This window comes from Paenarthrobacter sp. TE4293 (assembly GCF_050435325.1).
Classification (GTDB): Bacteria; Actinomycetota; Actinomycetes; order Actinomycetales; family Micrococcaceae; genus Arthrobacter; species Arthrobacter nitroguajacolicus_C.
Genome location: NZ_JBNJRY010000014.1, coordinates 65,466 through 77,821 on the forward strand (window position 1 = coordinate 65,466; position 12,356 = coordinate 77,821).

The following is a 12,356-nucleotide window of genomic DNA, read 5'->3' on the forward strand; positions in this document are numbered from 1 at the left end:
GTGTCACAAGTGAACGTGAGTCTCGACACAAGCGCTCCACAAAACGCCCGCCGAGGGTGGAGCATGGGTAGGTGGTTCGCTAAGGTGAACTCGATAGTCACAAATGCAAGAGAACTTAGGTGCTGGCATAATCACGGCAGAACAAGTTCCAAAGACCAGATGGCACGCAGTCCCGTGTCATCATTCACGCGAGGGAGCGTTTTAGTGGCCGATCAGGCAACTGCGCAAGAATTCGACATCCTGGTACTCGGTGGCGGCAGCGGCGGCTACGCCACTGCCCTGCGGGCCGTACAGCTTGGGTTCACCGTTGGCCTTGTGGAAAAGGCAAAGCTCGGCGGGACCTGCCTGCACAACGGTTGTATCCCCACCAAGGCACTCCTGCACTCGGCAGAACTGGCCGACCATGCACGCGATTCCGCCAAGTATGGCGTGAACGTCACGCTGGACAGCATCGACATGCCGGCCGTGAACGCGTACAAGGACGGCATCATTGCCGGCAAGTACAAGGGCCTCCAGGGACTCATCAAGTCCAAGGGCATCACCGTCATCGAAGGTGAGGGCAAGCTCCAGGGCAACAACACGGTAGTTGTCAACGGCACCCCCTACACGGGCAAGAACATCGTCCTTGCCACGGGTTCCTACTCCCGCTCCCTGCCCGGCCTGGAAATCGGTGGGAAGGTCATCACCTCCGACCAGGCCCTGACCATGGACTACATCCCCAAGAGCGCCATCGTCCTTGGCGGCGGCGTCATCGGCGTCGAGTTCGCTTCCGTCTGGAAGTCCTTCGGCGTGGACGTCACCATCATCGAAGGCCTCCCCTCCTTGGTTCCGAACGAGGACGCCTCGATCGTCAAGAACCTCGAGCGTGCCTTCAAGAAGCGCGGCATTAAGTTCACCACCGGTATCTTCTTCCAGGGCGTCGAGCAGAACGACGACGGCGTCAAGGTCACCTTGGTGGACGGCCAGACCTTCGAAGCCGACCTCCTGCTCGTAGCCGTCGGGCGCGGTCCTGTGACCGCCAACCTGGGCTACGAAGAAGCCGGCATCACCATTGACCGCGGATTCGTCATCACCAATGAACGCCTCCACACCGGTGTCGGCAACATCTACGCCGTGGGCGACATCGTTCCGGGCGTGCAGCTGGCACACCGCGGCTACCAGCAGGGTATTTTCGTCGCCGAGGAGATCGCCGGCCTGAACCCGGCAATCGTCGAAGACATCAACATCCCCAAGGTCACCTACTGCGAGCCTGAAATCGCCACCGTCGGCTACACCGAAAAGGCCGCCAAGGAGAAGTTCGGCGACGATCAGGTGCAGACCCAGGAATACAACCTCGCCGGAAACGGTAAGAGCTCCATCCTCGGTACCGGTGGCATCGTCAAACTCGTTCGCCAGAAGGATGGCCCCGTGGTGGGCATTCACATGATCGGCTCCCGTATCGGTGAGCAGATCGGTGAGGCCCAGCTGATCGTGAACTGGGAAGCCTACCCGGAGGATGTGGCCCAGTTGGTCCACGCCCACCCCACCCAGAACGAAGCACTGGGCGAAGCCCACCTCGCCCTCGCGGGCAAGCCGCTCCACGGCTAAGTCTTTACCCAAGACAAACGGGTCGGGTGCATGCAGCGGAATCTGCCGGATGCACCCGGCCCGGACCAGCAGAATTCATCCGCACAAAGATCAATAAGGAGAACGGGGACGACATGTCTGAATCCGTTAACTTGCCCGCCCTCGGTGAGAGTGTCACCGAAGGAACCGTCACCCGCTGGCTCAAGCAGGTTGGTGACCGGGTAGAGATCGACGAGCCGCTGCTCGAGGTTTCAACCGACAAAGTAGACACCGAAATCCCTTCTCCGATCTCAGGCGTCATCGAAGAAATCCTCGTCGCTGAAGACGAGACGGCTGAAGTTGGCGCCCCCTTGGTCCGCATCGGCGACGGCTCCGGCTCAGGTGCTCCTGCTGCCGAAGCTGCGCCGGCTGAGGAAGCACCCGCTGCGCCCGCCGGGCAGGCTGCACCGGCCGAGGAAGCTCCCGCAGCAGAGGAAGCACCTGCCGCAGAGGCCCCCGCGGCCTCCGGAGGCGAAGGCCACGAAGTAACCCTCCCCGCACTGGGCGAGAGCGTCACCGAAGGCACCGTCACCCGATGGCTTAAGGCCGTGGGCGACACCGTCGAGGTGGACGAGCCACTCCTTGAGGTTTCCACCGACAAGGTTGACACCGAAATCCCGTCACCGGTGGCAGGCACCCTGCAGGAAATCCGCGTCAGCGAGGATGAGACAGCCGAAGTTGGCTCGGTCCTGGCCGTCATTGGTTCCGGCGCTGCTCCCGCACCCGCCGCCAAGGCACCCGCAGCGCCCGCTGCAGCACCGGCCCCCGCTGCTGCTCCGGCCCCCGCTGCTGCTCCGGCTCAGGCTGCTGCGGCACCCGCGGCTCCGGCACCCGCCGCTGCTCCGGCACCTGCAGCTCCCGCTCCTGCCGCCGCACCCGCTCCTGCCGCTGCTCCGGCCCCGACAGCTTCCGCAGCAGAAGGTTCTTCGGAATCCGGCTACGTCACTCCCCTGGTCCGCAAGCTCGCCAACCAGCACGGCGTCGACATCGCCTCTGTCTCCGGCACCGGCGTCGGTGGCCGCATCCGCAAGCAGGACGTCCTTGCAGCCGCTGAAGCCAAGCAGGCCGCCGCAGCTCCCGCAGCATCGGCCCCTGCCGCAGCCCCCGCTGCCAAGGCTGCCGCTCCGGTGGTTGCGTCGTCGCTGCGCGGCACCACGGAGAAGGCCCCGCGTATTCGCCAGGTCATCGCCCGCCGCATGCGCGAGTCCCTTGAGGTTTCCACCCAGCTGACGCAGGTGCACGAGGTCGATATGACCAAGATCGCCAAGTTGCGCCTCAAGGCCAAGAACTCCTTCCAGGCCCAGAACGGCGTCAAGCTCACCTTCCTGCCATTCATTGCCAAGGCTGTAGCCGAAGCCCTGAAGCAGCACCCCAAGCTGAACGCTGCTTACGACGAATCCAAGCAGGAAATCACGTACCACAACGCTGAGCACCTGGCGATCGCCGTCGACACCGACAAGGGCCTTCTGGTTCCGGTGATCTCTGACGCCGGCAACCTGAACCTTGCAGGTCTCGCTGGCAAGATCGCCGACGTCGCAGGCCGCACCCGCGATGGCAAGATCGGCCCGGACGAACTGTCCGGAGGTACGTTCAGCATCACCAACATCGGTTCCGTTGGCGCACTGTTCGACACCCCGATCATCAACCAGCCGCAGGTGGGCATCCTCGGTACCGGCGCCATCGTGAAGCGCGCCGTAGTGGTTGCCGACGAAAACGGCGATGACTCGATCGCCATCCGCTCCATGATGTACCTGTCCCTGACGTACGACCACCGCTTGGTGGACGGCGCCGACGCCGGCCGCTTCCTGCAGACACTCAAGGCCCGCCTTGAGGAAGGTGCCTTCGAAGCCGACCTGGGTCTCTAGACCCTGGAGCCAATAGTCGCCGATTGACAGCGAAAAGGGGCAGGTGACCGGAAATCCGGTCACCTGCCCCTTTGCTTTGTCCGCGTGCGCGTGGCTTTGCTACGGCTCGTAGAACGACTGGATAGGCTGGGTCCATGAGTATTCTCTTCAGCATCCTGGTGTTCTTGCACATCGTCGGCGCAGCCATGATTGTGGGCTACTGGATTGCCACCATCAAGGAGCCAACTGTCCACCCGCGCCAGCGCGACGGCGCCTTCCTGCAGCTCCTGACGGGCATCGCCATGATGGGCCTGTTCCCCCTGCTGCCGGATGCAGATCCCAACTACTTCAAGCTCGGCGTCAAGTTCGCCATTGGCGTGGCCGTGGCCGTCCTTGCCGTCATCGGTTCACGCAGGGTCAAGAAAGGCGAGCCTGTCTCCACAGGGCTGGCCCACGGTGTGGGTGGCTTGGCCTTGGTGAACATTGCGATTGCCACGCTGTGGAACTAGTCCATTACCGTCACTGACTCCTTCGTGAAATCAGGCAGCCGTCCGCTGTGCATCCATGCATCGCGGACGGCTGCTGCTTTTACATTGATGCTTCACCCATCTGCTGCGGGCGCCCCATCACTCCTGGGCGATGCAGAATTCGTTGCCTTCGGGATCCCGCATGACATCCCAATGGAAGTCCGCAACGTCGTACCCCTCCACGAAAGCAGCTCCCAGCAACTCGGCCTTGCGCCGGAGTGCTGCAGGGTCGGCGTCGTGCAGGTCCAAGTGCAATCGGCGCCGCCCTTCAGTAGGCACCGCGACCTGCTGAAACGCCAATTGGGGTGCACCGGGTTCTGAGGGCCGCAGCCAGATGAAACCTTCGTGCTCAGCGGATACCGGCGTGTCCAGCAGCTCCGACCAGAAGGCTGACAATTGTGCGGCGTCCAGCGCATTGACCATGATGGACGCAATCCTGGGGCCGCGGCCGGGCTTGGCAGGTGTCTGTTCTTTTGTCTCCATTTCGCCAGTCTAGGGGTCACAATCCACTGACAGCAGAATGGCCGTGCGGTCCTGCCGGCAAATCCCTAGGATGGAAACCGGTGGCACCTGCCGAAGGCTGGTTGCCGACTCACAACGACCCCAAGGAGTGGACATGGCAGCAACACGCACCGCACACACGGTTTGGAACGGCACCCTGATCGAAGGCGCCGGCAACACAACGCTGGACAGCTCAGGCCTGGGCACGTTCGATGTCACGTGGAAGGCACGTACCGAACAGTCCGGCGGCAAGACGAGCCCCGAAGAACTGATTGCCGCTGCCCACTCCGCATGCTTTTCCATGGCCTTCAGCCACGCGCTGGCAGGTGAAGGATTTACCGCTGAAGAAGTGAACACCAAGGCTGATGTGACCTTCGTTCCCGGTACGGGCATCACCGGCAGCCACCTGACCATGACCGCTAAGGTGCCCGGCCTGTCTGAAGAGGACTTCCGCCGCATCTCCGAAGATGCGAAGACCGGTTGCCCCGTTTCGGGCGCGCTGGCCAGCATCGAGATCACGCTGGATGCCACACTCGCGTCCTAACACACACCGCGTGCCGGGCAGCACCACCTTGAACGCATGGAAGAGCCCCGTCACTTCTCTGGGAAGCGGCGGGGCTCTTTCATGCCCGGATCGTCTGTACCCGGATCGGGTCTCTAACCCTTTTGTGGGCGTGCGGGCAGCGGCTGCGGCCGGAGCTTTCGGTAGCCCTCACGCAGTGGTGGCCGGTCCGTGGGCAGTTCCTGGACCATCTCCTTGAGCGCGCCAATGCCGTATTCAAGCTGCGGATCAGTTCCGGCGGCATACGCGTGCGGCGGGAAGAGTACTTCGATGTCGGGCTCCACGCCCCGGTTCTCGACGTCCCATCCGATCCCGCCGCTGAACCACGTGGCGTACCGGGGCTGCGTCACGCCCGTGCCATCAGCCAAGGCGAAGCGGTTGTCGATGCCGACCACGCCGCCCCACGTCCGAGTACCGATCACGGGGCCGATTCCCCTCAGCTTGGACACTTGGGTGATGATGTCACCGTCCGATCCGGCAAATTCGTCAGCGAGGATGATCACCGGACCGCGCGGGGCGTGGTCCGGGTACGTCCGCGGCTTCTCACCACGCGGCATGCTCCAGCCGGTGACCTTCCGCCCGATGAGTTCTGCAACCAGTTGTGACGTATGCCCGCCACGGTTTCGCCGCACATCGACGATCAGTCCGTCCAAGGCAGTCTCCGTATCCAGGTCACGGTGGAGCTGCGCCCATCCGTTGGCCATCATGTCGGGGACGTGCAGGTAGCCGAACTTGCCATCCGAGGCCTCGCGCACGGTCCGACGGTTGGCCCGGACCCAGTCTTGGTACCGGAGCCTCTCCTCATCACGGACAGGAACCACAGCCACCCGGCGCTGCGCCCCGGCGCCTTTGCCATGGCCTTCGCCGTTCAGCAGGGTCAGTTCCACCGTCCGGCCGGCCGCCCCCACCAGTTGCATTGCCGGCGTCACCGCCGCGGAAAGCTCGACGCCGTCGATCGCCAGGAGCACGTCGCCCGCCTTCGCGTCCACACCCGGTCGCGTCAACGGTGACGTAGCGAGGGGATCCGAAGACTCCCCCGCCAGTATCCTGGTGATCTCCCAGCCGTTGCTGCCGAAGTGAAGCTCAGCACCAAGCCGGCCTTGCCCGTTACGGCCCGGCTCAGCCACTGCGGCGGGCTTTACATAGGCATGCGAGGTGCCAAGCTCACCGTGAATCTCCCACAACAGGTCAACCAGGTCGTCATGGGATCCGAGCCGGTCAACCAGCGGGCGGTATCGCTTGTAGACCGAGTCCCAATCCTGTCCCGCCATATCCGAAGTCCAGAAGAAGTCCCGCTGCAACCGCCACGCTTCATCAAACGCCTGTCCCCAAGCAGACACCGGGTCCAGAATGACCCGGATCCGGTTGAGCTCCACCTTCACCAGGTCCCCGGAATCCTCGTCCACCTTGCTGTCCGCGGGCACGGAGGTGACCTGCTGGTCAAGGATGTAGACGATCCGTTTGAGGTCGCCTGACACCCGGTAGCTGTCCACCGACTCAACCAGCGTGGTTTTCTTACGTTTTGCGAGGTCATAGCGCACCAGTGACGGAGCGGCCTTCTTGTCCAGCAGCGTGCCCTTGCCTTCGCCTGTAACACCGGCGAGTTCAGTATCGAGCCACAGCAGCGCACTGTCCACTACTGCCAGTTGCGAGTAGTTTCCCTGCGGCACCGGGACACTGACCACTCGGTGCGCCAGACCGTCCGCGTCGACGCGCACCTCAGGTGATTCGCCGCCGTCGGACTTTAGGGTGGTTGGTTCCATCTCCTCGAGCGTGTCGACGGACGGGCCGAAAGGTGACGGGGTGTCCGCGGCCAAAGCCACCAGGTAGGGCTTGATCGGGCTGGGGAAGGACAGATCGAAGGAGTGGCCGTCATAGACGGGGTCAAAGCTCCTGTTCGACAGGAAGGCGAGGAACTTCCCGTCAGGAGTGAAGCGCGGTGTCTCATCGCAGAAACGGCCATCCGTGACGTCGATGATTCCAGCTTCAGGGTCTGCAGGGCGGATGATCCGGAGTTTGCTCCGCGATCCAAAGGCGGTCACCGGCTCAGACCACGCAAGCCACTGCGAGTCGCCGGACCATGCCAGGTGGTCGATGCTGCCGTCACCAATGCTGACAAGCCGGGTCAGCTTTCCCGTTGACGTTTCGGCAACGAAGACGTCACCAAAAGAGGTGCCCACTGCGAGCCAGCGGCCATCCGGGCTTGCTTCCAAAGCACTGGTGCGCGCAGGGGAAGGAAAATCGATGCGGACCCCGGCGGTGTCTTCCACAGTTGGAGCGACCGCCGTGGTGGCCGATCCACTGACGGTGTCAGCGGAGGGTTCGGCTGCCCCGGCGGATCCGTCACTGGTGGGGACCGTCTCCCGGGAGATGCCCCCGGGTGCCGGCTTGCCGGAGGCTGCCGTGACTACCGCAGCCGGGCTTCCCAGCACATTCGACGCGGAGACCGGTTTTGGCAAGGGATCTACTGCGTCTTCATTGACCGGCGCCGGGGCCTGAACAGGTACGTCGGGCATCTCCACGGCAGCCGAAAGGCGCGAAGCTATGCGCTTGATGTACAGCGCCTCAACAGCGTCGTGGTCGGCGACGTAGGCGATCCGGCCGTCCGTCAGTGGACGCGGCAAACGGGCGCGGACACCAGGGGTTGCCTCCACCACACGCGAGGGCCCGTCTTTATGCCGCAGCCAGTGGAGGGTACCGTGAGACTCCACGGCGCTGGCTGTACCCGTGGCGTTGGGAATGACGTCGCCGAGGTGGGCGGCCGCCTTGAGCGGTGCCGGGCGACGGGCCGGAGACGCAGAGCCCAGCATGATGTCCAGTTTGGCCGCCTCCACGTCGGCGTCGAGTGAGGGAATCATCCACAGCTCACCGGCCGATTCGAAGATGACCCTGTTGCCGTCAGTACTGGCGTGCCGGACGTAGAAATCGTCATGGTCGGTATGCCGGCGCAGATCCGATCCATCAGGAAGCACGGAGTAGAGGTTTCCATAGCCCTCATGGTCCGATAGGAAAGCAATACGTCCCTTGACCCAGAGCGGATCGGTAACGTTACCGTCGACCTCCGGGATCAGTCGCTCGAACTCGCCGTTACCGTCGGCATCGATCCACAGCTTGCCCGCTGTACCGCCCCGGTACCGCTTCCACCACGCAGGTTCCCTTGAAAGGACACTGGCCACGACCACCGGCTTCTCATCACCGATTTCAGGACCAAAGGCAACGGCCTCTACCGGGCCAAAGGGAAGTTCGACGGCGGCACCACCGTCAAGCGGGAGGCTGTAGGCATGGGTGTGGCGGCTTTCCGCCTGTTGGAACGCGCTGGTCACCACGACGTCCCCTGAGGGCGTGAAGCCCTTGACTTTTGTGCTGCTGTGCCCAAAGTACGTCAGCTGCCTGTAGCCGCCTCCGTCGACGTTGGCCGTGACGACCTCCGGGGACGTTCCGACCACCACCGTCCACACGAGCCGCTTGCCATCCGGGGTGAAACGGGGGTTCCTGGCCGGTAGTTGCTGGGAAGAAACCCGCCAGGCGCGACCGCCGGACAGGGGTGCGACCCAGATGTCGTCTTCGGCCACGAAGGTGACCAGATCGCCGTGCACATGCGGGAAACGGAGGTAGCTGGAGGAGGTCATTGTTCGATCATAGTCAAGAGGCGCCCACCCCCAGCCGCACCGACAGGCGTTTCCACCACACACGTTTTCCATGGTGAGATGGGTCATGAGAATCGTGATGTCCGGAGCGTCGGGAATGATCGGAACAGCTTTGTCGGAGCATTTGGCCGCACAGGGCCATGAGGTCATCCGGTTGGTGCGAAGGCCCGCCAAGGAACCGTCCGAATGGACATGGGATCCGGCTGCGGGAGAACTCGACGAAGCCGTCCTGGACACTGCGGATGCCGTGGTCAACCTCTCCGGAGCAGGCATCGGGGACCGGCCGTGGACAAAGAAGCGGATCAAAGTGCTCCGGGAATCGCGCCTTCAGGCCACCCAAACGTTGACCGCTGCGATGCGTCGACTCGGCACGCCTCCGGCGACCTTCATCAGCCAGTCCGCATCCGGCTACTACGGCGCGTCAAGGGAAGGAATCCTCCGGGAAGACTCGGGCCCGGGCTACGGCGTGCTGGGCAGTTTGTGCGTTGAGTGGGAGCGAATGGCCCGGACCGCTCCACCGGGTGTACGGGTGGTGACACCAAGGACCGGCGTCGTGCTCAGCACCGCCGGCGGGGCTCTAGGGCCTCTTCTGCCTTTGTTGAAGCTGGGGCTCGGGGGGCCGTTTGGCAACGGACGCCAGTACTGGCCATGGATCACGTTGGCCGACGAGGCCAGTGCTCTGGCTTACCTCCTCACTTCTGAGGTCGATGGTGCTGTGAATGTTTGCGCGCCCGAAAGTGCAGACGTCAACTCGATAGTCGCCCGTCTAGCGGAGGCCTTCCACAGGCCCGCCTTTTGCCGCGTCCCCCGGCCGGCCCTGCGTTTGGTGCTGGGCCGGCTGGCCGACGAACTCGTTCTCGCCGATCAGCGGATGGAGCCCGCCAGGTTGGCGGCGGGGGGTTTCCAATGGCAGCATCCGTCACTCTCGGACGCCATGGCATGGTTGACAAAGGACAAGGCAAGCTGAATCAGCGTCCCACCTCAGGTGCATGCTTGGTTGCTTAGTCCGCGGCGTCGGGGGCGAGGATTCCGGAGATCAACCACCGGTCGTTGGGACGAACCATATGCACGCGGAGTTCCTGCGCCGCGCCGGCCCCCTCCGTGAGGACCACTGCACCGGATCCGTCCCGTTCCTCGTAGCTGGACGTCGTGGCGGTTACCGCTACCAGTACGTCGTCGGCCGTTGCAGACCCTGTAACGCGCACCGCCGAAAGAGTCGTCGAAAAACCGGAAAATGCAGTCCCGGCCCCCCGGAGGTGATCAGCCAGCCGCTGGTCAGCCGCTTCTGCAGGTGATCCCGGTGCGTTGACCACAGCGAGCAACTCAAGGCGCCCCCGCCCCAGGGCCATATCCCGTAATGCCGACAACGCGGCGACGGCCACTGCCGGATCTTCGGAGCGAAGGCCCCTGGTGAGTTCTTCCGGCAGGCCGGCGGACAGCGCGGGATCAGTTGCCGGCTCTGGACTGGGCTCCTTGGTTTCCGCCCCGGCCTGCTGCAACGCCTCAGGTGCGTGCTGGGTCGGCTGCCACACGGTCCAGCCCACTACGCCAAGCAGCAACCCGGCCGTCAGGACTACTGCACCGCTTGTGAACCATCCGCCTCGACGTCGATGGCTGTGGTCTTCCTTTTGGAGCGACAGCTGTCGTTTGACCGGCAGGAATCGCCGCCACCATCTGGCCCATCGGGTCGTACTGCCCCGTGGACGATCCATTGCCTGGCGTCGTGTCAGCAGCTCGGGAATGACAGAGGAATGCACCGCCCCGGACAAGTCCAGCGGCTCAGGGGCAGCACTCCTGAAGATTGCCGTGCCCAGCTCCCTTGCTGTTGGCCTTAAGAGCGGATCCAGCTCAAGCGCCGCTTCCAAGGCCGCCACCAGGGACTTGGGAACACCAGGAACGAGGACAGACAGCGGCGGACGGTGTTGTGTGGTTTCCGGAGCGGAACCGGTCAGGCAGTACCAGCCCAAGGCTCCGAGCGAATACACGTCACGCTGGGGCTGGAGTTCCTTCGACAGGTCGTCTCCTATGCCGTCCGCGGCCCGGACCGGTGGCATGAATCCGGGGGTTCCGGCTTCGAAGGCGTAGTGAGGTCCGCCCACCACGGCGGCAATTCCGAGGTCTGCGAGCTGCGGTTTTCCCTCTGCCGTCAGGAGGACATTTCCAGGCGACACATCCCCATGGACTGTGCCGTTGGCGTGCAGGTATTCCAGGGCCTGGGCCAGCGGTGTCAGGAGGGTCACCGTTTCTCCTACGCTGAGGCTCCCCCGCCCTGACATCAGGTTGGCCAGTGAGCCTCCCGCCGCGAAGTCCATGACGATGCCCCATGTCCCCGCGGAACTGTCCGCCAAGGGAACGACGTCATGTATCCGCACAAGATGCTGGTGCTCCAGGCCAGCCAAAAGCCTCACTTCCCGCGACACTTCCTCAAGAATCCGGGACTCCGTCAGGTGCGCACCGCCCTGGGAATCCCCACGGGGACATTTGACCGCGAACCGTGCACCGTCAGCGGCCCTTGTCACGAGCCAGACAGTGGAAGTGCTGCCATGGCCCAACTGTCGGGACGTTGCGTAGCCCGGAACGGACGGCACCACGGCGGCGGAAGTATCCAGAGTTTCCATAGACAAGGTGTACCGGAACACGCGATTTCCCGCAGAAGTTATCCACAGGCAGCGTCACGGTGCCGCCCGGTCAACAGTCCGCAGGATGCGACTGAGAGGTTCACCACAAAATCATGGCCAGCCTCCCGCTGGGTCTAAGCTTGAAACCATGACTCTTGAGTTTTCACAACTGGGTCTTGCCCCGGATTTCGTTGACTACATGCAGGGCTGGGACCTGCAGCGCGAGATCCACAACAAAGTTGTTGCGGGCGAGAAGAACAGCACCGTCTTGCTTCTGGAGCACGCCGCCGTCTACACGGCCGGCAAACTCACGGAGGACCACGAGCGGCCCTTTGACGGAACACCGGTTGTTCCCGTGGACCGCGGTGGCAAGTTGACGTGGCATGGCCCCGGCCAGCTGATCGCCTATCCCATCCTCAAGCTCAAGAACCGGGCCGGCATCCGTGACTATGTGGAACGGCTTGAAGCCACCATGATCGCCGTCATGACTGACTACGGCATCAACGCGGTCACCGTGAAGGGCCGCGCCGGTGTCTGGATCCCGGCCGACGAAAACGGTCCCGACCGCAAGATTGCCGCTATCGGCATCCGTGTCCTGGACGGCGTCACCATGCATGGTGTCGCCATCAACTGCAGCAACGACCTGGCACCTTATGCCCAGATCATCGCGTGTGGGATCACCGACGCCAGCGTCACCACCATGTCGCTGGAAACCGGCCGGACCATCAACCCGGCCGACATCGTTGACCGCTTCGTGGAAGAATTCCGCAAGCATGAAGAAGCCCTCGTTTCCACCCATGAAGGAGCACTCCAGTGACCTTGGCACCTGAAGGCCGGAAGTTGCTGCGCGTTGAGCAGCGTAATTCGGCGGTCCCGGTTGAACGCAAGCCTGAGTGGATCAAGGCCAAGGTCCAGATGGGGCCGGAGTTCGTCCAGCTCAAGAACCTGGTGAAGAAAGAAGGCCTGCACACTGTCTGTGAAGAGGCCGGTTGCCCGAACATTTTCGAGTGCTGGGAAGACAAGGAAGCGACGTTCCTGATCGGCGGGTCAGA

Annotated in this window: 9 protein-coding genes and 1 pseudogene; 7 read left to right on the forward strand and 3 right to left on the reverse strand. The window is 63.4% G+C overall.

The features are described 5' to 3' along the window. Positions 1 to 204 precede the first annotated feature (204 nt). From lpdA to QF015_RS21480, 3 genes are all read left to right on the forward strand, one after another. The gene (lpdA, locus tag QF015_RS21470) at positions 205 to 1,587 is read left to right on the forward strand and encodes a dihydrolipoyl dehydrogenase (RefSeq protein WP_310209846.1); all 1,383 of its coding nucleotides are present in this window, start codon (positions 205 to 207) and stop codon (positions 1,585 to 1,587) included. Between the two features lie 113 nt (positions 1,588 to 1,700). After that, entirely contained in the window at positions 1,701 to 3,470 is a 1,770-nt protein-coding gene (gene sucB, locus QF015_RS21475; protein WP_429390706.1) for a 2-oxoglutarate dehydrogenase, E2 component, dihydrolipoamide succinyltransferase, read from the forward strand. A gap of 134 nt (positions 3,471 to 3,604) precedes the next feature. After that, complete coding sequence (locus QF015_RS21480) at positions 3,605 to 3,958, forward strand: hypothetical protein (protein WP_310209850.1); 354 nt, start codon at positions 3,605 to 3,607, stop codon at positions 3,956 to 3,958. A gap of 117 nt (positions 3,959 to 4,075) precedes the next feature. On the opposite strand, the gene QF015_RS21485 is transcribed toward QF015_RS21480, so the two are convergent. Beyond that, positions 4,076 to 4,459: a VOC family protein gene (locus QF015_RS21485; RefSeq protein WP_310209855.1), complete on the reverse strand. Its 384-nt coding sequence runs from the start codon at positions 4,457 to 4,459 to the stop codon at positions 4,076 to 4,078. A 133-nt stretch (positions 4,460 to 4,592) separates the two neighbouring features. Between QF015_RS21485 and QF015_RS21490 the strand changes: the two genes are divergently transcribed. Further along, the gene (locus tag QF015_RS21490; RefSeq protein ID WP_310209858.1) at positions 4,593 to 5,021 is read left to right on the forward strand and encodes an OsmC family protein; all 429 of its coding nucleotides are present in this window, start codon (positions 4,593 to 4,595) and stop codon (positions 5,019 to 5,021) included. Positions 5,022 to 5,134: 113 nt separating this feature from the next. Here the strand turns inward: QF015_RS21490 and QF015_RS21495 are convergent, their stop codons facing one another. Further along, on the reverse strand, positions 5,135 to 8,668 hold the full coding sequence (locus QF015_RS21495) for a S41 family peptidase (protein ID WP_429390709.1): 3,534 nt from the start codon (positions 8,666 to 8,668) through the stop codon (positions 5,135 to 5,137). 85 nt (positions 8,669 to 8,753) lie between these two features. Here QF015_RS21495 and QF015_RS21500 point away from each other — a divergent pair, with 85 nt between their 5' ends. After that, a complete protein-coding gene (locus QF015_RS21500; RefSeq protein WP_429390711.1) occupies positions 8,754 to 9,653 on the forward strand; it encodes a TIGR01777 family oxidoreductase in 900 nt (299 codons plus the stop codon). A gap of 34 nt (positions 9,654 to 9,687) precedes the next feature. Here QF015_RS21500 and QF015_RS21505 read toward each other — a convergent pair whose 3' ends face one another. Next, complete coding sequence (locus tag QF015_RS21505; protein WP_429390713.1) at positions 9,688 to 11,304, reverse strand: protein kinase domain-containing protein; 1,617 nt, start codon at positions 11,302 to 11,304, stop codon at positions 9,688 to 9,690. A 148-nt stretch (positions 11,305 to 11,452) separates the two neighbouring features. On the opposite strand from QF015_RS21505, the gene lipB reads away from it, so the two are divergent. Both lipB and QF015_RS21515 read left to right on the forward strand, forming a co-directional pair. Then, the gene (gene lipB / locus QF015_RS21510) at positions 11,453 to 12,121 is read left to right on the forward strand and encodes a lipoyl(octanoyl) transferase LipB (protein ID WP_310209868.1); all 669 of its coding nucleotides are present in this window, start codon (positions 11,453 to 11,455) and stop codon (positions 12,119 to 12,121) included. Further along, positions 12,118 to 12,356: pseudogene (locus tag QF015_RS21515) on the forward strand (lipoyl synthase); the annotation flags it as partial. The gene lipB and the pseudogene QF015_RS21515, both read left to right, overlap by 4 nt.

Excerpts from the sequence above, each read along its gene's own strand:
- QF015_RS21505 (WP_429390713.1), bottom strand. The coding sequence starts at position 11,304 with ATGGAAACTCTGGATACTTCCGCCGCCGTGGTGCCGTCCGTTCCGGGC.
- QF015_RS21485 (WP_310209855.1), bottom strand. The coding sequence starts at position 4,459 with ATGGAGACAAAAGAACAGACACCTGCCAAGCCCGGCCGCGGCCCCAGG.
- lipB (WP_310209868.1), top strand. The coding sequence starts at position 11,453 with ATGACTCTTGAGTTTTCACAACTGGGTCTTGCCCCGGATTTCGTTGAC.
- sucB (WP_429390706.1), top strand. The coding sequence starts at position 1,701 with ATGTCTGAATCCGTTAACTTGCCCGCCCTCGGTGAGAGTGTCACCGAA.
- QF015_RS21490 (WP_310209858.1), top strand. The coding sequence starts at position 4,593 with ATGGCAGCAACACGCACCGCACACACGGTTTGGAACGGCACCCTGATC.
- QF015_RS21495 (WP_429390709.1), bottom strand. The coding sequence starts at position 8,668 with ATGACCTCCTCCAGCTACCTCCGTTTCCCGCATGTGCACGGCGATCTG.
- QF015_RS21500 (WP_429390711.1), top strand. The coding sequence starts at position 8,754 with ATGAGAATCGTGATGTCCGGAGCGTCGGGAATGATCGGAACAGCTTTG.
- QF015_RS21480 (WP_310209850.1), top strand. The coding sequence starts at position 3,605 with ATGAGTATTCTCTTCAGCATCCTGGTGTTCTTGCACATCGTCGGCGCA.